Raw genomic sequence first — 21,670 nt, forward strand, 5'->3', positions numbered from 1 at the left:
CTTAATTGTGGAAGTCGCGGATGGTGGCGAAGCCTTGCGCCAAGGCGGCGGCATCCTTGTGTCCGCGGGGGTCTTCGAAGCCGGAGTTGAGGTCGAGGCCGGCGCAGCCGGTGCGCAGGGCGTCGGTGAGGTTGTCGGGCGTCAGTCCGCCGGCGAGCAGCGCGTCGGTGGTGGGGATGCGGGACCAGTCGAACCGCTCCCCCGTCCCGCCGGCACCCGAATCGAGCACTAGCTTATCGACGAGCTCCGCCACCCCCGCCGCATCATTAGGCCCAGTCATGTCGACGGCGCGCCACACCTCGACATCGACCTCGCCGCGGACGTGCTCGATTAACGCGCGCTCCGCCTCGAGCGAGCCCTGGTACGGGGCGTGGACCTGCACGGCGGTGATGCCGGGCTGGACCAGCTCGCCGTAGCCTTCGGTGCGGCGCGACACCGCCACGTAGTCCAGGCCCGGCTCCGCCGCGATGATCTTTGCGGCCATTTCACGTGAAACATTGCGCGGGGAGGCCTCTTCGAAGATCAGCCCGCCGTACACCGCGCCGGCCGCCTTCGCCGCCTGGGCCGCGGATGCCAAGCGCAGGCCGCAGACCTTGTTCGGACCGTAGACCAGTTCGCGGCAGGCGCGGTCGACGTCCGGCTGGGAGGTCAGCTGCGAGCCGACGAGGAAACCGTCGGAGTGCCCGCCGAGCCGGCGGACGGTCGCGGCGTCGCGGATGCCGGACTCGGCCACCACCACTGCCCCGTCCGGCGCGAGCGCGGCCAGGCGCGCGGAGCGGTCCAGGTCGATGGAAAGGTCGTGGAGGTTGCGGTGGTTCACGCCGAAGATCTTTGCGCCCAACCGGGCGGCCCTCGCGGCCTCGTCTTCGTCGATGACCTCGGTGAGCACGTCCATGCGCAGCGACTCGGCAACCGAGGCGAGGTGCGCGTACTCCTCGTCGGACAGCACCGACAGCATCAGCAGCACCGCGTCGGCGCCGAAGTAGCGGGCCGCGTAGATCTGCACCTCGTCGATGATGAAGTCCTTGCACAGCACCGGAAGGTGCGTGGTGGCGGCGACGGTGGCGAGGTGGTCGTAGTCCCCGCCGAAGTAGTCGGGCTCGCACAGCACGGAGATCGCGGAGGCGTAGCGCGAGTACACGCTCGCGATCTCCCCCGGCTTGTAGTCCTCGCGGATGGTGCCGAGCGAGGGTGAGGCGGACTTGCACTCCATGATGTAGGAGGCCCCGGGGGCGGCCAGGGCGTCGTAGAGGGAGCGCTCGGAATAACGTAACGTGTCGAAACTAACGTGACCCACTCGCTCGCGTATTGCGTCAATGTGACGTTTACGGTTCGCCACAATTTCGGTCAAAATCTTAGCCACTGTAGTCCGCCTCCTCGTGGGTGCGCAGCCACTGGGCGACGGAGCCGTCGGCAAGCAATTGCTTCGCATGCGCGGTGCCCTCGGCGAGCGAGCCCGCCATGCCGTAGAGGTAGAACATCGCGCCGGCGTTCACGGCAACGGCGTCGCGGTGCGCGGCCGGCCCCTCCCCCGCGAACGTCGCGCGCATGGCGGCGGCGTTCTCCTCGCCGTCGCCCCCGCGGAGGTCCTCGAGCGTATGCTTATCGACGCCAAGCTCCGCCGGCGCCACCGTATAGTGCGAAATCTCGCCGTCGTTGAGCTCCCAGACGAGGGTGTCGCCGTGGACCGCAATCTCGTCGGTGCCGGCGCCGTGGACCACAAGCGCGCGGGATCGACCGAGGATTTTCATGGTCGCCGCAATAGTTGGTCCCAACCCAGGATTTGCGATACCCATAATTTGGAATTCTGGTCGTGCGGGACTCAATAATGGGCCCATCGTGTTAAAAAGCGTGCTCACACCGAGTTTCTTGCGCACCGGCTGCACGAAGGCGATAGCAGGATTGTACGCCGGGGCGAACAGGAAGGTGAAGTTCGAGGACTCGAACTGGCGCACCGCGCGGTCCGGGTCCAGGTCCAGCGGGATGTTGAGCGCCTCCAGCACGTCGGCCGAGCCGGACTTGGAGGAGACCGAGCGATTGCCGCACTTGATCATCTTCACCCCGCCGGCGGCCGCGACGAGGGAGGCGGCGGTGGTGATGTTGATGGTGTTCGCGCCGTCGCCGCCGGTGCCCGCGGTGTCCATGATCCCCTCCCCCGTCACCGGGAACGGGCGGCCCGCCGCGAGGAACGCCTTGGCCGCGCCCGCGATGTCGGCGAAGGTCTCGCCGCGGGTGCGGATGGTGGCAAGTAGCGCCGCGATGTGGACGTCGTCGTAGTCGCCGACGGTCAGCGGGGTGAACGCCTCAACCGCGTCGTCCAAGGTCGGGGCGGGGTTGTTGATGAAGCGGCGGAAGATCTCTACGTGGTCAGCCATTGCCGCGTCCTTTCTGCAGCAGGTGTTCCACGCAGCGCTCCAAAAGCTGGGGCCCTGCGGGGGTGAGGATGGATTCGGGGTGGAATTGGAAGCCGATGGAGTAGCCGTCCTCGGTCTCGGCGGCCATGATCACGTCACCGATCGCCGTGTCCGTCCAGGCCAGCGGTGTGATCCCTTCAGGCGCCTCGGTCGCGCCCAGGGAGTGGTAGCGGGCAACAGGCACATCCAGGCCGGGTTGGCCGGGGGCGCCGCCGACCGTGAGGCCGTCGAAAAGCGAGTGCGGTTGAGTCAGCTGCATGGGCACCGAGGTGCCGTGCTCGGGGCCGCACGGTTGGACGCGGCCGCCGAAGTGCTCGATGAGCGCCTGGTAACCCAGGCAAATGCCGAGGATGGGGATGCGGCCCTGGGCGCGCTCGATGACCTCCATCATGCAGCCGGCGTCCGCGGGGTAGCCGGGGCCGGGCGAGAGCACGATGAGCTCCGGGTCCGCGCCGAGCACCGTGTCGGCGGAGACGGTGTTGCGGTAGACCACGGTGTCGAAGCCGGCGAGCGCGTCGACGAGGTTGTAAACGAAAGAGTCCTGGTTATCCAGCAAAACGATCACTTGCGCACCTCCAGTTCGCGGCCCGCGGCGAGTGCCTGGAGCACCGCGTAGGCCTTGTGCAGGGTCTCGTCCGCCTCCGTCTGCGGGATGGAATCGCGCACTACGCCCGCGCCAGCCTGCACCGTGGCCACGCCGTCGGCCACAAACGCGGAGCGGATGACAATGCAGGTGTCGAAGTCGCCGCTGCCGTGCAGGTAGCCCACCGCCCCGCCGTAGGAGCCGCGGCGCGTGCCCTCCACCCCGCGCAGCAGCTCGGTCGCGCGCAGCTTCGGGGCGCCGGTGAGCGTGCCCATGTTCATGCAGGCGCGGTAGGCGTCCAGCGCGTCCAGGTCCGAAGCCAGCGTCGCGGTGACGCGGCTGACCAGGTGCATCACGCGGGAGTAGCGGTCCACCTGCAGAAGCTCGCGGACGCGGCGGGTGCGCGGCTCGGCCACGCGGGCCATGTCGTTGCGGGCCAGGTCCACCAGCATGGTGTGCTCGGCGACCTCCTTGGCGTCGGTGCGCAGCTCAAGCTCCATGCGGGTGTCCAGTTCGTGGTTGACCGTCCCGTCCGGATTGAGCCCGCGCGGGCGGGTGCCTGCGATCGGGTACAGCTCCACCTGGCGCGTTGTGTGGTCGAACTTCAGGTTGGATTCCGGTGAGGCGCCGAACAGCTCGTAGCCGGGTCCGCGCAGGTAGAACATGTACGGCGAGGGGTTGGACTCGCGCAGCCGGCGGTACGCCCCGAACGCGTCCGTGCACTCCGCGGTGAATGCGCGCGCCGGCACCACCTGGTAGATGTCCCCGTTCGCGATGTGCTCTTTCAGCCCCTCCACCTGCGCTCGGAAGTCCGCATCTGACGCCGATGCCTTGGCGACGAGCGGTTGCGCCACCCCCGCCAACGGCGCATAATCCGGCACGACCTCCTCCATCCGCTGAGCGAGCGGTTCCAGATCGATGCCCTCCCCCGCGGCGTCCACCCCGGCGAGGTAGGCCGTGGACGTTTCGTGGTTGACGCGAAGCAGCACCTCCGCGAGGACGAACTGGAAGTCCGGGTAGGTGTTCAGGCCGTCTGCCACACCCGGCAGCTGCTCGAAGGAATCGAGGTAGTCGTAAGCGAAGCCGCCGGCGAGGAACGGGAAGTCCTCGTTGCCGTAGCCGGCGCGGGTGGTCAGCGCGCGCAGCACGTCGGCGGAGGACGGCGCGGTGAGGCGCTCGCGCTCGTCCGCGGCGTGAGAGGCGGGGAACTCGTAGACGCCCTCCCCCACCCGGTAGTCCTCCAAGCCCAGGTTTGCGGCGATGACCTCGCCGGACGGGGAGAGAGGCTGAACCTCTACGCGGCTGCCGGTGCAGGTCACGCGCACCGACGCGCGCAGCACCGCCACGGACTGCAGGCCGTTGCGGGTGGTGATGTCGGCGGACTCGAGCAGCACGGAATCGTCTGCGTCAAGTCCGCCGATGTGGGCGAAGAGGCTGGCCACGTCCTCGTGGTAGCGCACCTCGCGGTGGGTGTATTGCATGTGGTCCTCGGTTCTGTCGTATTCATTGCACCGAGGGTGAAAAAGGCCCGCGGCGCTTGGGGTGCAAGCTGGCGGGCCGTGACTTCGAAGGGGGCGCGCCAGTTAGGCGAGCCACCACCAGTTCAGAGAAGTCATGTACGTCACAAGGGACAACTATAGCGGAACCGGTATTCCGCCGGGAATTTTATTCAGGAAGAGAGTACTTTCCGCGCGGGGCGGAGGCGACCAGGCCGTCCACCTTGAGGCCGGTAATGGCGGCGTGGGTGGCAATCTCCGGGTTAGTGTGCGGGGCGTCCACTAAGCCGCGGCGGACGATCTCGGCGGCGATGTCTTTGTACGCCATCGGCTCCCCCGCCTCGCGCAGGATGGTCAGAATCGCTTCTTGCCAGGTCACGGGCACCTACTTCTGGTCGTCGGCGTGGCCGGCGGCTCGTCGTAAAGCATCGATGTTCACTGCGGGCTTGGGCTCCTCCGCCTGCTTCTCCCGGGCCTGCTCCACGGCCGCGGCCGCACGCGCGCCGAAATTGCCGCCCAGCGACGCCGCCACGATGGCCGCCACCAGCGCCACCGCCGGCAGCAACCACATCCACCCGGAGGCGATGAAGGAAAACGCCGCGCCGAACGCCAGCGCCACCGCCGCCAACACCCAGAACGGGCCGGCGACCTTGTGTGCCTGGTCCCAAATCGCGCGGTCCTTGCGCACCGCCGGGACGTGGAGGCCGAACCACTTGTTGCCCGGCAGATTGCCTGCGGCGGCGAGCGCGCCGGGGATGAGCAGAAGCAGGGTCAGCAGGATGAAGATGATGCCGACAACGACGTTGAGGGTGCTCATATTTTCAAACGGGCTCATGGCTTCCAAGCATACGGCGGTGGCAGAAGCGAAAGAAAAGCGCCCGAAAATGCACTGTGCTGTATAATTACCGGCTACTCTGGACACATGAAAAGTAAGCTCTTAGGGTCGCTACTCTTCTGGGTAGTTGTCGCCATCATTCTCGGGTTCCTTTGCAGCCTGTTCTTCCCGGACTGGCTCGCCCGTGTCTTTATCACCTTCAACGGCCTGTTCTCCAACTTCCTCGGCTTCTTCGTGCCGGTGCTGATCTTCGCGCTCATCGCTCCCGCCATCGCGGGCCTGGGCCGCGGCGCCGGCAAGTGGCTGGGCATCACCGCGGGCGTGGCGTTCGGTTCCACCGTCATCTCCGGCCTGATCGCCTGGGGCACCGGTAGCGCGCTGTACCCGAAGCTGTTGTCGGGCAAGGACCTGATCACCAACGTCGCGGACCCGGAGGAGGGCGGCCTGACCCCCTACTTCACTGTTGAGATGCCGCCGCCGCTGGCGATTATGTCCGCGCTGCTGCTCGCGTTCGTGGTGGGCCTGGCCATGACGGCGGTGAAGTCCGACAACCTCTACAACGTGCTGCAGGAGCTCAACGACGTCGTGCTCAAGGTCGTGGTCACCTTCGTGATCCCGCTGCTTCCGCTGTACATCTTCGGCACCTTCCTGGGCCTGGGCATGAACGAGAACTTCGGCGACACCATGGCCGCCATGGGTGTGGTGCTGTTGCTGTCCGTGGTCATGACCCTGGTCATCGTGCTGCTGCAGTATCTCGTGGCCGGTGTGGTTGCGGGCGTGAACCCGTTCAAGGCACTGAAGAACATGCTGCCGGCATACTTCACCGCGCTGGGCACCTCATCCTCGGCGGCGACCATCCCGGTCACCTACGAGTCCACGCTGAAGAACAACGTGGACGAGGACGTCGCCGGCTTCGTGGTCCCGCTGTGCGCGACGATCCAGCTGTCCGGCTCGATGATGAAGATCATGCTCTACGCGCTGTCCATCGTCTACATGGCCAGCCTGGACATCTCGGGCGGTCAGATCTTCGGCTTCATCCTCCTGCTGGGCATCATGATGATCGCGGCCCCGGGCGTGCCGGGCGGCGCCATCATGGCGGCCGCGGGCCTGCTGCAGTCCAACCTCTGCTTCGACGATTCGATGCTCTCGCTCATGATCGCGTCCTACATCGTCGTCGACTCCTTCGGCACCGCCGCCAACGTCACCGGCGACGGCGCGGTCGCACTGATCGTGAACAAGTTCGCGTCGGGCAAGCTTCACAAGCAGTCGCCTATCGACGAGCCTTCGGTCGCCGCCACCGGCTCCACCGCCGTGTAGCAGTCCCCTGCTCCCGCGCTGAACCGCCCTCCGGGGCGGTTTTCTTTTGCCCGTGTTTCACGTGAAACAATGGGCTGTCACTGTATTGGGAGGGTCCTCACTGTAAAAAGAGACGGCGTCACTGTAAAAACAGAGGGCGTCACTGTAAAAAGAGAGGGAAAAATGGGCTCTCACTGTAAAAGTGAGCGCGTCACTGTAGAAAGTGAGGCCCAATAGGTTTCACGTGAAACATTGCCAGCTCCCGCACTGCCCCGCGCCCGACGCAATCGACTACCCTCTTGCGCATGCCCTTCGAGATCGTCACCACCCACTTCGTGGCCCACGAGCGCGACCTCGAGGAGGCGTACGAGCTCTACCGCGAGCGCATCGAAACGAGTGGCGCTGTCATCTCGGCGGTCTCCCCTCGCCCGCACCCCATCGAGGACGAATTCACCCTCTGGGACCTGCGCTGCCAGGCGGCCTACGACAACCTCCCCGCCCCGGAGCAGATGCGGCTGTACGAGCTCAACGCGCTCGTGGACTTTGCCACCACCAACCGTGACAACGCCTTCGAGAAATTCTTCTTCGAGGACCACGACGCGCCGACGCACCTCCCCGCCAGCCTCGGCGGCCTGACCGACCTCACACTCCGCGACGAGCCGCACGGCACCTTGTCGCTGACCACCATCGTCTACCTCGGCTCACCCGAGCACATGCTGCTTGCGCAGAAGCTTTTCGACGACACCGTGGCCGACCTCAACGCCGTCGCCTACCAGCCATACGTGGCCCCGCTCGAGGGCACGGAGCACGCGGCGCTGGTCGGTCCCCTGTGGCTTCGCGATGCCACGCTGAACATCATCGGCAAGGGCGACGGGTACTTCTCCCCCGGCAAGGAGGCGTGGGCGGGGTGGTTGTTGACGTCGGATGGACCGGAGGACGTCGATAGGCAGTTGCACGAACGCATTGACGCCGACGCCGTGGTGATCACCCGCGCGGTGCAGGAGCCGTTCTAGCAGCGAAAAGGCACCGGCGCGGAGGAAGGGAAACTCCGGGCCGGTGCCTTTTAGGGTGCCGCGCTTACGGCGTCATCTGCGGGCTCAGCGGATCAACCTGCTCCGGAGCCTCTGCCCCGCCCAACGGGGAGTCGGAGACCTCGGCGCCGCCGAGCGGCGAATCGGTCATCTCGACGCCGCCCAGGCCGGTGTCGCCGGATGCGGAGCCGCCTGCGGAAGAGCCGCCGGACATGGAGCCGCCGGACATGGAGCCGCCGGACATGGAGCCGCCCGCGGAACCGTCAGACACCGAGCCACCCGCGGAGGAGCCGCCCGCGGAGGAACCGCCGGACACCGGGTCCTCGGAGGACACGGCACCGGACGGGTTCACCGCGGTGGTGTCCGTGTCGCCGTCGCTGTCGTTGCAGGCGGTGAGGCCGGCGGCAGCCAGCACGAGTGCGGTGGCCGATGCGGCAATACGAGTGTTTGCAGACATGATTCTCCTTCTCGTGTCGGATTCATCCCGGGGTGTCTCGCCCGGATCACAAGCTTTCTACGGAGCCTGTCTGCGAAACGCTTGTGAGCGGAGGGGGAACTGACGTACTGCTTCGTAGCAGAACAATAACCCGGTCCCTGCGCTGCAGGAACCGGGTTATTTGGAAGCGCGATTTACATCGGCAGGCCCGGGATCGCCGGGAGGGAAACGCCCGGGATGGAGCCGGAGAACGCCGCTGCCGCGCCGAGCAGAGCGACGAGGGCGAGCGGCACGCCGATCAGGACGCCCAGGGCGGAGGAGCGATACTCGCTGTCCTCGTGGGTCAGGCCCTTGATGCAGACACCGGAATCGGTGGAGCTGCCGATGCCCGCTTCTTCGTAGACTTTGTCAAATGCCTTCTCGAGACGCTCCTTCTCTTCTGGAGTTCGGGCTTTGTCGATCTCCTGCTGGATCTCTTTCTGCTCCTTAAGGCACTTCTGGTACCACTCGGAGGAACCCATCTTCTCGTCGCCTTCAGCGGCGAACGCCGGTGCAGCGAGGACGGACACGGACATGGTTGCTGCGAGAGCAGCGGACGTGATGCGCTTCATAGTGTTCTCCTTGTGTAGGTTTGGTTACCTGTCAAAGAGTTAACACATGTCTAAAAGACGCTTTCAACCGATTCGGCGAATCGTTTTCAAAATGAGACAAAAAGGGGCACCACCCCAGCAGGGACGGGACAGACAGAAGGGCCCCTATACCGGCAGCTTCGGCATATTCGGGAGGGAAACGCCCGGGACCATGCCTGAAGCCGCGGATGCTGCGCCAAGTAGCGCCACAAGGGCGAGCGGGACACCGACCAAGACAGCGATGACACCGCCGCGGTAGTTCGGGCTGTTGAGCATGCTCTTGATGCACACGGCGTCCGGATTGGAGGAGCCGCCGTTCTGTCGCAGTTCTTCCTTCTCCTTCTCATTAGCGGAGCCCACCAGACCACGGCAGTGCTGGTAGACCTCAGACGACGTCTTCTCGTCCTCCGCCGCATGTGCCGGCGAGGCCAGGACAGACAGGGGCATGGTTGCTGCGAGAGTCGCGATGGCGATGCGCTTCATGGGGTTCTCCTTGTGTTGGTTGGGTTACCTTGAGCAAGAAGAACACGTATCCATGAAGTGCTGCAGGGCAACTCAGCAGAATGTGTCCAAACCGAGATATGACAAACGGCCCGCCCCACGATGGGAGCGGACCGTAAGAAGCTCAGGCGAGCCGAATTACATCGGCAGGCCCGGCAGGGCCGGGAGGGAGAAGCCCGGGATAGCGCCGGAGAACGCTGCTGCTGCGCCGATCAGGGCGATGAGGGCAACCGGGACGCCGATCAGCAGGCCCAGGATGCCGGGCTTGGTGTCCGGGTTGTCGATGAGCTGCTGGATGCACTCACCGGTGGCGTTGTTGGAGCCCTTCTCCTTGCCCGGCTCGGCCTTGTCGCCGTCCTTGCCGGTGGTGGCCTTGCCAGCGGTGGCCTTCTTCTCGTCCTTGCACTTCTTGTACACCTCGGAGGAGCCGACCTTCTCGCCAGCCTGGTCGCCTTCAGCCTGGGCGGAGCTGCCCTGGTTCTCCTTGGCCGGGGTGGTGTCGGCGTCGGCCGCGAAGGCCGGAGCGGACAGTGCGGACAGGGACAGGGTTGCTGCGACTGCAGCGGTGGCGATGCGCTTCATGGCAATCTCCTTAAGTAAATCGGGTACCTGCCAGTGATCTGACACGTGTAAAGAGCGTATCGCCCACCAGTCACATTGCGTTACACGGGGTTACCCTGAACACATGGGAATGATGAAAGAGATTGCTGCAGTCTTTGGCGTTGCCGCACTTGTGGGCCTTGGTGGCGCGGGTGCCGTCTACAACGCCATCGATGCCCCGGAGCGCGACCACTTCACCGTCCAGGCCGCGGGCGCGCCGAGTGCGACTATCGACGACCCGCAGGACGTCCTCACCCCCGAGGACGAGCAGCGTCTCCAGCGCGATACCGCCAACATCAACGCCGCCGATGTGGTCACGGATTTCCATTACATGGTGTTCGAAACCAACCACGAGAACATCCTCGACGACGTTGAGGAGCTCCTGCGCTCGCAGTACCCCGAGCTGATCGACCAGTCCAAGGGCGAAAACGGCCGCCCCGCCGACGGCGTGCTCATTGTGGGCGTTGGCCTGGATCCGCGCCAGGCGTTCATTTACGGCGGCGACGATGTCACGCAAGAGCTCATGCTTAACGACGACTCGTATCGCGAATCCCTGCTGGATGCCATGAAACCCGGCGTGGAGGAAGGCAACATTCCCTCCGGCCTGTTCCGCACGGCGAACTTGGCCATGGACGCGGACGGGCTTTCGGACCGGAAGTTCAGCAACGCGAAAAACGACCGCGGCGGGGCGATCGTCGGCGCCGGCATGGGCGGGTTCGGCGCTGCCACCGCGGTTGGTGCGGGTGTGGTGGCGGTGCGGAGCAATCGTCGTAAGGCAATTGCGAAAGCCCGCGAGGACTACGAGCTTGTCACCCACGAGTACACCCGCCTCGCGGGCCGCCTGGACGAGGTGGACGTGCGGGCGAACTCGCTTTCCTCGGCGTTCGCGGACGAGACGCTGCGCCGCCAGTGGGCCGAAGTGCGCGACCGCTTCCTGGGCATGAACGAGATGGTGCACGGCGCGCAGGGGCTGAGCTCGATCAACATGGACGACGACAAGGACGTGTACAAGCACCGCAGGCAGCTTGCCGACGCCGCCGAGTCCGTGGACCACGTCTCCAACGCCGAGGACAACATCGACCGCCTCTTCGGCGTCGAGCACGGCGATCCGGCCGCGCGCCGAGCGGACCTGAGCACCATCCGCGAGGACGTGCTGCGCGCCCGCAGCGATGTGAAGGATAGCGGGCTGCGCCAGGAGCTGGACTATTTGATGCAGCGCATCGAGGCGCTGGATGCCAACCCCTCCTCCCCCACCTACGTGGACGACTTCGTGCGCGTGCTCGGCGATTACCGCGTGATCCTGGACCAGGTGAAGAAGAAGCAGTTCAGCGACGTCAAGGAGCGCGAGAAGCTCACCGCGCCGGCGGTGTACGAATCCGGGTTCTGGTACGGCGGGTACGTCCCGTACGTGCACATGCAGGCCTGGCACGAGTCCAACGTGAAGGCGGATCAGGCGGCATCCTCGAGCAGCAGCTCCGTGTCGTCCTCGGGATTTAGCGCCGGAGGTGGCAGCTCCAGCTTCTAAAGGTGTGATTTGCAACACATTTCGCTTTTCAACTTTTCTTTAATCAATCCGTGTTTATACTTAGACACGGAGAAATTCGAAGCGCGGCCCGCCACCTAAGAACACGAGGTGGCGGGCCACTCCTTTGTGCGGGTGTCCGCTTAAAAACGGGTTAAGTAGCAAAATGTGTGTCCGGTCGGCGTGTCGTCGGTCGGACACTTTTTGTGCTATTTCATGGGGCCTTTTCTGGTTCGTATCGAGTGGTTGTATTCGGTTGGGATAGCGTTGTCGTAGAAGGCTGGTCGTCCTGTTTCTTGGTCGGCTTTGTTGTGGTCTTCTTCGGCAAGATCGTTGACTTTGGCGAGTTGGTCTTGTCCGAAATTGCACTGCCTGGCGATCGTGAGTGGATCGTCAGGCAGTTGCGTTTTTGCATACAGGCACCACTCGAGCATTTTTCGTTGGCGTTCTCCTGACCTGCCGCGGTGTGCATCGGCGATGCGTTTGAGCTGGGCGTTGATGCCACCTTCGAGGCTGTTGGTTGTTGAGACCCACCGGTTTGGCTCGAGTGCGTTTTTGGGCGGCTGCAGGTAGGTAAACAGCCATCCTTTCCGTGAGAGGTGCAGCAGGGAGTTGTATGCCTTGCGAACTCGCAGGTGGGTCCATTCCCACTGGTGATTCAGCGTGCGCCGTTCTTTTGGCACGGGGGTCTTTTCGTCGAGGAATGCTTTATAGACCTGTCCGAAGTCGTGGAGACGCAGTGTCCATTCGCGTGCCTGGTCAAGTGTGGTGATGCGGGTCAGTTTCAACGCCAGTGCGTAGATCGCCTTGCCCGCGTCGGTGCGTGGTTGGGTCGACGTGTAGCGACGGATCGCGCGTTGGGCATGGACTAGGCAGCGCTGAATGAGCGTGTTTGGCCAGCACGCTTTAATGGCGGTGAGTGCTCCTTGTCCGCCGTCGAGGACCACACATAGTGGCTCGGCGATCTTTTTGAGCAATTGGGTGTAGGCGTGGGCGGTTTCGCTTTTCGCCCAGTGCCATGCGATGACGTGGTCATAGCTGGCCGCGACGAGGAGGCAGCCAGCGGCGGTGTAGGTACCGTCGATGAAGATCTGGTCATAGACGCGGTGAGGTTCACCATCGTTGGGCACATCGATGAGCCAAAACGGCGCGAATCGGCGATCTAGGGTCCACCGGCTGATGTTTCGCAGGCGAGCGACCTCGGCCAATGAGGCGGTGCAAGTCGCATAAGAGATGAACGCTTGAAAGTCGCGAGTTTGGGTGTGATCGGTGCGGCGGCGTGTCGTCGAGCTGCCGCAATCTGGGTTTTTGCACCGCCACCTGGTTGTGCCTTTGGAAGTGGTGCCATTTTTCTTCATTTCCCCAGCGCATACTGGGCAACGTGGTCTGTTTCTACTCACCCAGAAAGCACACCAATCCCCGACTAGCACATGAGGATGCCATTCCGGTGGATTGAACGAGAATCGAGCATATATAAGGTGCGAAACCTTATATACGGCCGATTTATGCCGTCTGAGCAGTGAGGACTGCGAAAATCAGACACACATTTTGCTACTTAACCCTTAAAAACGCCTAAGAATAGCGGAATCCCCTCCGCCTACTCGCACTCTAAATGGGGGGGTGGGTGAGTGCTCAACCGGTCTCGGGGGGGATGGACCGTGGGCGGAGGGGCCCAAAAGCAAATATAGACTATCGGCCTTAACGTGTCTACATGTAGAGCGAAAAAGTTTCTCGGTGCAGGTGGGAGGGGGTTATGGGAAGATAGCCGGCATGACCATCCAGGCCCGGGCGCTGACGTATAAGCGTGAGAAGGAGCAGTCGGCCGCGATCCGCCTGCTGCACGCGGACAACGCCCCGGTGCTGCTGGCAGTCGTGGCGGAGCACTTCCCACGCGGCGCTGAGGCGAGGCCGGCGGAGCAGCTCTACCAGCTCATGGCGGACGACTTTGCCGTGCTGCGCGGCACCTTCGAGCTCCCGAAGACTCCCCAGGCGTACTGCAACGACTGGGTCAAAGCCGGGTGGCTCGTGCGCAAGTCCGGCACCAAGGAAACGGGCGAGACGCTCGAGCCGAGCGAGCAGACGCTTACTGCCCTGCAGATGATGGACAGGGTGAGTGCGCCGCGCTCGGCGGTGACGGCGAGCCGGGTGGCGTCGATAAGCAATGCCCTGCAAGCGCTCGCGCGGGACACGGACCCAGACATCGACTCGCGCCTGAAGCACCTCGAGGCCGAACGCGAGCGCATCGAGGCGGAAATTGAGCAGGTGGAACGCGGTGAGTTCGAGCTGCCCTCCCCCGCCACCGTGCGCGAACGGGTGGGCGACATCTTGGGCCAGGCGAGCGCGATCCCCGGTGACTTCGCCCGCGTGCGGCACGAGCTGGAAACGCTGAATACGCAGCTGCGCCGACAGCTGCTGGACCCGGAGGGCTCGCGAGGCGACGTGCTGGACGAGATCTTTGCCGGCGTGGACCTGATCGGCGAATCCGACGCGGGCAGAAGCTTCAACGCGTTCTACTCGCTGGTGGTGGACCCGGAGCGCGGCGCGTGGCTGGACACGTGGATCGGGCAGGTTCTCGAGCGCGCCGACAACACGGCGATGACGCCGGAAGAGCGGGCGAAGTTCCGCACGCTGTTCCGCGACATGGAGGACGCTGGCTACGAGGTCAACCGCATGATGACGCGCCTGGCCCGCAACCTGCGCAACTACGTGGCCAGCGAGCAGTTCGCCGAGGACCGCCGCATGATCGAGCTGCTGCGCGACACCCGCAAGCTCGCCGCCGACGCCGCGGAGCGCGAGGAGCTTTCGGCCACGCACAAAATGGACACACCCTTGCAGCGCATCGGCATGCAAATCGCCTCGGTGGCGCAGATCAAGCTCGCGGACCCCGGCGCGGAAGTCATCACCACCGAGGTGGAGGCGTTCGAACCCGGCGAGGGCGACGCGGAGGCGCTCTACCAGGCGGTACGCGAAAGCGAGATCGATTTGGAGGAGCTGATTGCGGCTGTTGGGGAGACGGTCGGGCGGGCCGGAGGGGCGTCGATAGGCAAGGTGCTCGAGCGCCACCCCGCCACCCAGGGCCTGGGGTCGGTGGTGGGCCTGGTGTACCTGGCCCTGAAGCACGGGGTGCGGCGAGACGGCAGCGAAGAGGTGCGCTTCGAGGAAGACGATGGGGGCATTCGCTTGGCAACGGTCCCGCGGTGGCACTTCGACGCAGCAGCAGTAGAGGAGATGCAATGACGGAACCGCTGTGGACGGGCGACACAGGCACCCTGTCCGAGGAAACGCGGCGCGCCCTGGTGGACCTGCTCAAAGGCCCGCTGATCACCGCCGACCGGAAGAAGGAGACGTGGCACGCCATCACCACGGACACGGAGACGCTGCGCTCGCGGCTGCACGACGTGTTTTTGGAGCTGGTGGTGGACGAGGACGCCGGCATCGCGTTCACGCGCCACGTCCGGCCGGACAACGAGGACGTGAAGGTGCCGCCGGTGCTGCGCACGGAGGCGCTGACGCACCTGCAAACCGCGATCCTGCTGCAGCTGCGCCACGAGCTGGGCATGTCCACGCCGGGCGAGCGCGTTGTGGTGGGCGAAGACGAGCTGTACGGCGCAATCAGTTACGTCCGCGCGGTGGATAACCGGGACGAGTCCGGGTTTAAGAAGCGGTTCACCGCGGCGGTGAACACCATCCGCAAGTACAGCCTGCTCACCGACACGGAGACGGAGGGGCGCTGGGAGGTCTCCCCTGTGCTGCGCCACATCTTCGACGCGGACACGGTCCACGCGCTGCGCGAGGAGTACCTGCGCCTGGCCCAGGAAGGGGAAGAACAGTGACAGAACAATTCCGTCTTGCGCGCGTGCAGCTGGTCAACTGGGGCACGTTCGACGGCTACTACGACATCCCCGTTGGCGAGCGCGGGTTCTTGATCACCGGCGCGTCCGGCTCGGGCAAATCCACACTTATCGACGCGTTTTCCGCCGTGCTCGTCCCTCCCGGGAAACTGCGTTTCAACGCCGCGGCGCAGCAGGAAACGGGACGCGACAAGGGGCGCAGCCGCGTGTCCTACATCCGCGGCGCGTGGCGGCGCAGCGAGGACCCGGCCACCGGCGAGATCCGCAGCCAGTACCTGCGCTCAGGCGCGACTGCCAGCATTGTCGCGCTGACCTACCGCGCCGGCAGCGAGGTGCTCACGCTCGCGGCGATCTACCGCCTCAACGCGGGCCAGCAGCAGGAAGCGCAGGTGAAAACGCTCTACGGCATCTTCCCCAGCGAGGTGGATGTGGACGGGTTCGTGCCGCTGCTGCAGAACTCCCTGGACAAGCGCAAGCTGGAGGCGAAGTACAAAACCGCCGGCGTGACATTTACGGACCAGTACTCCGTGTTTGCCAACCGCTTCCGCTCCAAGCTGGGCATCGGCAGCGAGGAAGCGCAGATGCTGCTGCACCGCACGCAGTCCGCGAAATCCCTGTCCAGCATGGACGAGCTGTTCCGCAACTACATGCTGGACGTACCGGGCACGTTCCAGGTCGCGGAGGACTCCGTGGCCACGCACGAGGACCTGCGCCAGGCGTACGAGCGGCTCGAGGACGTGCACCAGCAGATTGAGACGCTCGCTCCCCTGCCTGGCCTGAACACCAAGCTCAAGGACGCGCAGGCGACGCAGGAGAACACCGCTGCGCTGTCTGCCGCCCTGCCCAACGTGCGGCGTGCGATTGAGGCGAAGCAGCTGCGCGAGCGTATCGACGTCAGCTCCGCCCAACTCGCCGCCCTCGAAGTGCAGGCGCAATCCCTTTCTGCGAGGAAGGAAGTCCAGCAGGAGGCGGTGCAGCGCGCCGCGGTGCAGCGGGAGCAGGTGGCCGGGCAGAGCCTGGGCGAGATCGAGCGCAACATCGCCCGCGAGGAACACCAACTTTCTGTACGGAGCGCGAAGCTGCGCGAACTGGCGGCCCTGGTGCAGCTGGACGGGGCGTTGGATACCGAGCGCTTCGCGGAGCTGAAGGCCCAGGCATCGGCGGAGCTGGCGGCCGCGCCGGAGCAGGAAGAACGCCTGCGCGAAGAGTGGTTCAAGGCCCGAAGCGAACACGAGAGGCTTGCTGGCGCGGAGGCGTCGGTGGGGGCGGAGTTGGCGTCGTTAGGCAACCGCTCCTCCAACATTGACCAGCGCTACGTGGAGGTGCGCGCGCAGCTGTGCGCGGATACCGGGCTGACGGTGCGCGAGCTGCCGTATGTGGGCGAGCTTATCGACGTGCTGCCCGAGCAGGCCGAGTGGGAACCCGTGATCCAGCGCCTGCTCGGCGGGTTTGCCGCGACCCTTTTGGTGCCGGCGGAGCGCGAGCGCGAGGTGAGCAGCTGGGTCAACGGGCGGCACCTCGGGATGCGGCTCGAGTACCGCACCGTGCCCGAGGGCGTGGAAGTGCCGCGCGGGCCGAGAAACCCGCTGAGCCTGTTCCATAAGGTGCGCGTGGTGGAGCACCCGATGCGCCCGTGGCTGATGCTTATGCTGAAGACGACCTTCGACTACGCCCTGGTACGCACCGTGGACGAGCTGGAGCGGCAAGACCAGCGCGCGGCCACCATCGACGGGTTGGAGCGCAACCCGGCCGATAAGACCGGCTCCGCCCGGTACGTGAAGAACGACCGGCTGCGTCTGGGCGAGCGGCGCAACTACCGCCTCGGCTCATCCAACCACGCAAAGGTGGAGGCGCTGCGCGCGGAGCTTGCGGAGGCGAAACGCGCAACGACGGCGGCGGGCAACCGTCTGGCGGAGGTGCGGCGCAAGCAGGAGGCGCTGGCCAGCGACGTTGCTAAGGCCCGGGCTGTCGACGCCATGGAGTGGGCCAGCGTGGACACCGCGAGCGTCGAGGAGCAGTTGGCGGGCCTGCGCGCGGAGCTTGAGCGGCTCACCTCCTCCCCCGAAGCCAAGGAGCTGGAGCGGGCGTGGCGTGAGGCCGTCGATACGTTGAAGGCCACTGAGCAGGAGTTGCGCGGCGTGCGCGACGAGCTCGCGGTGGCCAAGCGGGCGCTGCAGGACGACCAGGCGCGGCTGAAGCGGATCGAGGCGGAGCACGTGGAGGTGGACCCGGCGCTGGTGGAGCAGCTCGAGACGATGCTTGCGGCCACCACGCGCCGCTTGACCCCGGAGAATCTAAGCGACAGCGCCTTCAAGGTCACCGCGCAGCTGGACGCGCAGGCGAAGCAGTCCGCGAAGACGATCACGGAGTCCAGCAACGCCGTCGTGAACATCCTGGCCAACTACAAGTCCCAGTGGTCGGCCGAGTCCGCGGAGCTGCAGGCCACGGCCGATTTCGCCGGCGAGGCCATCGCGCGGCTGGAGATGCTGCGCTCGGACCGCCTCCCGGAGTTCCGCGGCCGCTTCCTGGACCTGCTCAACGGCCAATCCGTGATGCACCTGAACACGATTTACAAGGAGCTGCAGCGCGCGAAGGGCGACATTGAGACCAACTTGGGCCCCATCAACGCGTCGCTGCGCCGCTCCCCGTACACCGAGGGGCGCTACCTGCAGATTGAGGTCCGCGACAACCGCGACCGAGTCGTGCGCGACTTCCTGCAGGACCTACGCGAGGCGACCGCCGGCAGCTTGAGCGAGGCGGACGAGAAGACCGCCATCGAGCGCTACCACCGCCTGGCCAAGATCATGGACCGCCTCGGCTCCTCCGAGCGCGCGGACCGCAGCTGGCGCACCGTCGTGCTGGACACCCGCCGCCACGTGAAGTTCGTGGGCAACGAGGTGGACGCCGAGGGCACGGTGCACAACACGCACGTGGATTCCGCGTCGTTGTCCGGCGGTCAGGCGCAGAAGCTGGTGTTCTTCTGCCTCGCCGCGGCGCTTCGTTACCGCCTGGCGGGCGTGGACGCGGACGTGCCCCGCTACGCCACCGTGGTGCTCGACGAGGCCTTCGACCGCGCCGACCCCGTGTTCACCCGCACCGCGATGGACGTATTTGAAAGCTTCGGTTTCCACATGGTGCTGGCCACGCCGATGAAGCTGATCAAGACCCTCTCCCCCTACGTCGACGGCACCATCGTGGTCCACTACACCGAGGACCCCGTCGCGCGTTCCACCTTCGAGCTCATTGATACCCATGCGCCTGCCTGACCAACTGCCCGTCAAGTTCAACATGGAGCTTTTGCTTCTCGACGAACCTTCGGCCGTCTCCGTTCCCCTGCATCCCCCAACACGCGCGCAGGTGCTTGCCGACGAAGCCGCCGCCCGCGCATTCGTCCGCGCCTGGCAGGCATGGGAGCCTGCCGGAGAGGTGGAGTGGGCCATCCGGTCCTGGGCGGGGCTGGGCAAACAGGACGTGCCGGTGAGGGTGACGCTGTCCGGGTGGGACCGCGTGGCGGAGGTGGCCGGCCGCGCCGGGGAGGTTGCGCTGGCCCGCGAGCGATTTGCGGTGTTGGTTGGGTTGTTCCCGGATTGGCCGGAGTTCCGGGAGCGGGCGGCGCACTCGTGGTCATCGTGGCTGGTGTTGGAGGATGACGACTTCACCCGCCTGTGCCTCGCTCTGCGATGGTTTCACGTGAAACCTTCGTCCGGCCTGCGCGCCCGCGCCGTGCCCATCGAGGGCCTGGACACCAAGTGGATCGCCGCCCACCGCGGCCTGCTGCAGCGCCTGCTTGGTGTGTCTGACCTGGGGTTGGCCGAGGGCGACCGGCTAATGCGGGTGCGGTTCCTGGATGGCGCTCTTGCGCCCGCGCCGGGTTTGGTGGACGTGGCCGTGCCGTTCGGGTCATTGGTGTTGCCGGACGGTCTGTTGGTGATCGTCGTGGAGAACAAAGAGACGTTCTTAGCACTCCCCCAGGCGCCCGAGGGTTCGAATGCGGTCCTGGTGTGGGGCTCCGGGTACACCGCCGGCGCGCTGCCAGAGCTGCCGTGGGTGCGCGCGGCGCGCCGGGTGCTGTACTGGGGCGACGCGGATGCGGACGGCTACGCCATCCTGAACGCGCTGCGCACCCGCCTGGCTGCCGACGGCGCCCCCGTCCCCGTCGTCAGCGTGGCCATGGATGTGGAGACGGTGGAGCGGTTCCTGCACCTTGCCGTGGCCGACCCCGGCGACACGACCCGAGTGCTCCCCCACCTCACCGACGACGAGGAACGCGCCCGCCGGTTCCTGGTCGCCTCCGGTGCGAAGCGTCTGGAGCAGGAGCGCGTGTCCTTGGAGTGGGCGTTGGCGATACCGGAGTTTGCGGCGGTGTGGGGTGGTACCGTCGGCGGTACCACTACCGTCGCAGGAGTAGACGATGACTGAACGCTTGTCGGATAAATACACCTACCAAACCTTCTGGTCTGAGGAGGACGGTGAGTACGTGTCCACCGTTGCCGAGTTCCCGTCCTTGAGTTGGCTCGATGAGGACGCCCAGCGGTCGAGTGCGGGTCTCCGAGCGCTTGTCGCCGAGGTGATCGCAGACATGCAACAAACCGGTGAACCTATCCCCCAGCCGTTCGGTCAGCGCGACTTTTCCGGACGATTCAATGTGCGAGTCAGCAGCTCCCTTCACCGCCGGCTTGCCATGGATGCCGCGCGGGAGGGAGTGTCCTTGAACGCGTGGGTGACGCAGAAGCTCGCGAGCGCGTAGACGGGAACTTCGGTCGGGGTGAGTGCTGTCCGGGTCAATATCCAGCCCCACATGCTTGCGTGGGCACTGGATAGCACTGGCCTGCCGGAAGCAGAGTTGGAGAAGCGGTTCCCCAAACTTTCACAGTGGCACTCGGGTGAGGCTCGCCCAACGCTGAAGCAGGCGAGGGAGCTCGCGAAACTCGCCCGCATTCCTTTCGGCCGATTGCTGTTGGATGAGCCGTCGGGTGAGCGAGTGGGTGTGACGGACTTTCGGACCGTCGGGAACAAGGCGATGGGTACCGTGAGTGCCGATTTGCGGGAGACTATCCGCTCGAGTCAGAACAGGCTCGCTTGGTACGCTGATTTCGCTGCTGGGGAGGGTATCGCACCGCCGACGATGTATGCCTCGGCCACGACCGAGCAGGATCCGGCTGAAACGGCAGAGCGAACTAGGGAGCATCTTGGTTTCGAGAGAGGCAAACCACTATCGGGAAGCGACAAAGTAGCCGAGCTCGCTGCTGCCATGGAGGAAGACGGAATCTTGGTGGCGAGAAACTCGATCGTCGGAAACTCCACCGCAAGGAAGTTGGACGTCGGTGAGTTCCGAGGCTTCACGATCGAAGACGACGGCTACGTCTTGGTATTCGTTAACACCTCGGACGCTAAGACTGCCCAGTTGTTCAGCTTGGCTCACGAATTGGGTCACGTTATTCTTGGGCGCACTGGTATCTCTGATCACTCTGAGCATGCGGACGTCGAGCGTTGGTGCAACCGGTTTGCGACCGCGGTGATTGCTCCGCTGGAGGCAGTGGAGCAGGACCCCACCTCACGCGCAGAAGCTAGAGACGCGGCCGGGTTACTCGAAGCACATCCATCCGACAAGCGTGAAAGCGGGGGCGCTCCCCCATCTCGCACAATGGTGCGCTTGCGCGTAGGCAGCCGTTTCTTCGACTCGATCACTCATGCATGGAGCCATGGGCAAATTGCGGATAGCGAAGTGTCCCGCCACCTCGGCGTCAGCACTTATGCGTCACTCTTTAAGCTCGTGAGCGCGTAAGACAAAGTACCCTTAGCCACTACTTGCCCTGCAAGCCCCGCGTTTGACCTTTATCTTCATCCGCATGGGAACCTTTATTTCTTTCATTGAGGCGATCGCGGCTGTCGCCGCAGCGGTGCTGGCCGCCATGGCTCTGCAGACATCGAAGCAGGCCAACGAGCTTGCAGAGAAGACTCGCGACGATAGCCAAAAGTTCAAGGACGAGGAACGCGAGAAGGACGAGGAGCAACGACGCAATGCGGTTGCCATGAGCGTCTACGCCTACTGGGCGAAGCGGGACGACAACCAGTGGGGAGTGGTGATCAGTAACAAGGGGCCGCGTGCGACGGTGGTGAAGGACTTCAGGGTGGAGGTCAAGTGCAAGGACAAGGAGCGGACCTGCCATGAAACGCACCAGATGGTCGCACTCCCCGTGGGCGAGTTCTTCATCGAGCACAAAACGACGAAGTACGGCTGGGGCAACCTCGTCTCCATCAACGAGAACGAGCGGTTCAAGCCCGTGGTGTACGCCAACACGTGGCGCGTGGACAAGATCAGCTTCATCGACCATCTCAATGAGCAATGGACCTACACGCCTGAAGCCGGTTACACCCACCAGCCGGCCAGCTAGCTCAGGAAACCATCGCCGCGTTTCACGTGAAACGTCACGCCACTAACCCCCGCTCAAACACCCGTCCGATATAAACCTCCC

General features: G+C 65.0%; 21 protein-coding genes. 10 read left to right on the plus strand and 11 right to left on the minus strand.

Going from position 1 to position 21,670, the window contains the following annotated elements; all coding sequences use genetic code 11:
- Nucleotide 1 precedes the first annotated feature (1 nt).
- The 6 genes from trpCF to QP996_RS02340 form a co-directional block, all read right to left on the minus strand.
- The gene (trpCF, locus tag QP996_RS02315) at nt 2-1,432 is read right to left on the minus strand and encodes a bifunctional indole-3-glycerol-phosphate synthase TrpC/phosphoribosylanthranilate isomerase TrpF (protein ID WP_502870096.1); all 1,431 of its coding nucleotides are present in this window, start codon (nt 1,430-1,432) and stop codon (nt 2-4) included.
- Complete coding sequence (gene trpD / locus QP996_RS02320; RefSeq protein WP_284871022.1) at nt 1,356-2,375, minus strand: anthranilate phosphoribosyltransferase; 1,020 nt, start codon at nt 2,373-2,375, stop codon at nt 1,356-1,358. The genes trpCF and trpD overlap by 77 nt, the downstream gene beginning before the upstream one ends.
- Nucleotides 2,368-2,979, minus strand: a complete 612-nt coding sequence (locus QP996_RS02325; RefSeq protein ID WP_284871023.1) for a glutamine amidotransferase-related protein — start codon at nt 2,977-2,979, stop codon at nt 2,368-2,370. Before QP996_RS02325 ends, trpD begins: the two co-directional genes overlap by 8 nt.
- Nucleotides 2,976-4,478 (minus strand): anthranilate synthase component 1, encoded by a 1,503-nt coding sequence (locus QP996_RS02330; RefSeq protein ID WP_284871024.1) that lies wholly within the window; start codon nt 4,476-4,478, stop codon nt 2,976-2,978. The genes QP996_RS02325 and QP996_RS02330 overlap by 4 nt, the downstream gene beginning before the upstream one ends.
- A 184-nt stretch (nt 4,479-4,662) precedes the next feature.
- Entirely contained in the window at nt 4,663-4,872 is a 210-nt protein-coding gene (locus tag QP996_RS02335; RefSeq protein ID WP_284871025.1) for a winged helix-turn-helix domain-containing protein, read from the minus strand.
- 6 nt (nt 4,873-4,878) lie between these two features.
- Nucleotides 4,879-5,328 (minus strand): SdpI family protein, encoded by a 450-nt coding sequence (locus QP996_RS02340; protein WP_284871026.1) that lies wholly within the window; start codon nt 5,326-5,328, stop codon nt 4,879-4,881.
- An 87-nt stretch (nt 5,329-5,415) separates the two neighbouring features.
- Here QP996_RS02340 and QP996_RS02345 point away from each other — a divergent pair, with 87 nt between their 5' ends.
- Nucleotides 5,416-6,645, plus strand: a complete 1,230-nt coding sequence (locus QP996_RS02345) for a dicarboxylate/amino acid:cation symporter (RefSeq protein ID WP_284871027.1) — start codon at nt 5,416-5,418, stop codon at nt 6,643-6,645.
- A gap of 284 nt (nt 6,646-6,929) precedes the next feature.
- The gene (locus QP996_RS02350; protein WP_269952756.1) at nt 6,930-7,637 is read left to right on the plus strand and encodes a hypothetical protein; all 708 of its coding nucleotides are present in this window, start codon (nt 6,930-6,932) and stop codon (nt 7,635-7,637) included.
- Between the two features lie 64 nt (nt 7,638-7,701).
- Here the strand turns inward: QP996_RS02350 and QP996_RS02355 are convergent, their stop codons facing one another.
- From QP996_RS02355 to QP996_RS02370, 4 genes are all read right to left on the minus strand, one after another.
- Nucleotides 7,702-8,112, minus strand: a complete 411-nt coding sequence (locus tag QP996_RS02355; protein WP_284871028.1) for a hypothetical protein — start codon at nt 8,110-8,112, stop codon at nt 7,702-7,704.
- 173 nt (nt 8,113-8,285) lie between these two features.
- On the minus strand, nt 8,286-8,702 hold the full coding sequence (locus QP996_RS02360; RefSeq protein ID WP_284871029.1) for a membrane protein insertase YidC: 417 nt from the start codon (nt 8,700-8,702) through the stop codon (nt 8,286-8,288).
- Between the two features lie 144 nt (nt 8,703-8,846).
- The gene (locus QP996_RS02365; RefSeq protein WP_181889375.1) at nt 8,847-9,203 is read right to left on the minus strand and encodes a hypothetical protein; all 357 of its coding nucleotides are present in this window, start codon (nt 9,201-9,203) and stop codon (nt 8,847-8,849) included.
- Between the two features lie 156 nt (nt 9,204-9,359).
- Nucleotides 9,360-9,803 (minus strand): hypothetical protein, encoded by a 444-nt coding sequence (locus tag QP996_RS02370; RefSeq protein WP_284871030.1) that lies wholly within the window; start codon nt 9,801-9,803, stop codon nt 9,360-9,362.
- Between the two features lie 103 nt (nt 9,804-9,906).
- On the opposite strand from QP996_RS02370, the gene QP996_RS02375 reads away from it, so the two are divergent.
- Nucleotides 9,907-11,346 carry a DUF5129 domain-containing protein gene (locus QP996_RS02375; RefSeq protein ID WP_284871031.1) on the plus strand — a complete coding sequence of 480 codons (1,440 nt, stop codon included), beginning with the start codon at nt 9,907-9,909 and terminating at the stop codon, nt 11,344-11,346.
- Nucleotides 11,347-11,552: 206 nt separating this feature from the next.
- Here the strand turns inward: QP996_RS02375 and QP996_RS02380 are convergent, their stop codons facing one another.
- The gene (locus tag QP996_RS02380; RefSeq protein WP_284871032.1) at nt 11,553-12,743 is read right to left on the minus strand and encodes an IS256-like element ISAmas1 family transposase; all 1,191 of its coding nucleotides are present in this window, start codon (nt 12,741-12,743) and stop codon (nt 11,553-11,555) included.
- A gap of 370 nt (nt 12,744-13,113) precedes the next feature.
- Between QP996_RS02380 and QP996_RS02385 the strand changes: the two genes are divergently transcribed.
- The 7 genes from QP996_RS02385 (at nt 13,114) to QP996_RS02415 (ending at nt 21,589) form a co-directional block, all read left to right on the plus strand.
- The gene (locus tag QP996_RS02385) at nt 13,114-14,580 is read left to right on the plus strand and encodes a DUF3375 domain-containing protein (protein WP_284871033.1); all 1,467 of its coding nucleotides are present in this window, start codon (nt 13,114-13,116) and stop codon (nt 14,578-14,580) included.
- Entirely contained in the window at nt 14,577-15,176 is a 600-nt protein-coding gene (locus QP996_RS02390) for a DUF4194 domain-containing protein (RefSeq protein ID WP_034996626.1), read from the plus strand. Before QP996_RS02385 ends, QP996_RS02390 begins: the two co-directional genes overlap by 4 nt.
- Nucleotides 15,173-18,460 (plus strand): ATP-binding protein, encoded by a 3,288-nt coding sequence (locus QP996_RS02395; protein ID WP_284871034.1) that lies wholly within the window; start codon nt 15,173-15,175, stop codon nt 18,458-18,460. The genes QP996_RS02390 and QP996_RS02395 overlap by 4 nt, the downstream gene beginning before the upstream one ends.
- Entirely contained in the window at nt 18,447-19,613 is a 1,167-nt protein-coding gene (locus QP996_RS02400) for a DUF3322 domain-containing protein (protein ID WP_284871035.1), read from the plus strand. The genes QP996_RS02395 and QP996_RS02400 overlap by 14 nt, the downstream gene beginning before the upstream one ends.
- Nucleotides 19,606-19,941, plus strand: a complete 336-nt coding sequence (locus tag QP996_RS02405; RefSeq protein WP_042409414.1) for a type II toxin-antitoxin system HicB family antitoxin — start codon at nt 19,606-19,608, stop codon at nt 19,939-19,941. The genes QP996_RS02400 and QP996_RS02405 overlap by 8 nt, the downstream gene beginning before the upstream one ends.
- A gap of 51 nt (nt 19,942-19,992) precedes the next feature.
- Nucleotides 19,993-20,979, plus strand: coding sequence for an ImmA/IrrE family metallo-endopeptidase (locus QP996_RS02410; RefSeq protein WP_284871036.1), 987 nt, complete (start codon nt 19,993-19,995; stop codon nt 20,977-20,979).
- A 64-nt stretch (nt 20,980-21,043) separates the two neighbouring features.
- Nucleotides 21,044-21,589 carry a hypothetical protein gene (locus tag QP996_RS02415; protein WP_284871037.1) on the plus strand — a complete coding sequence of 182 codons (546 nt, stop codon included), beginning with the start codon at nt 21,044-21,046 and terminating at the stop codon, nt 21,587-21,589.
- Nucleotides 21,590-21,670: the final 81 nt, after the last annotated feature.

Source organism: Corynebacterium sp. MSK008 (assembly GCF_030232585.1).
GTDB lineage: Bacteria > Actinomycetota > Actinomycetes > Mycobacteriales > Mycobacteriaceae > Corynebacterium.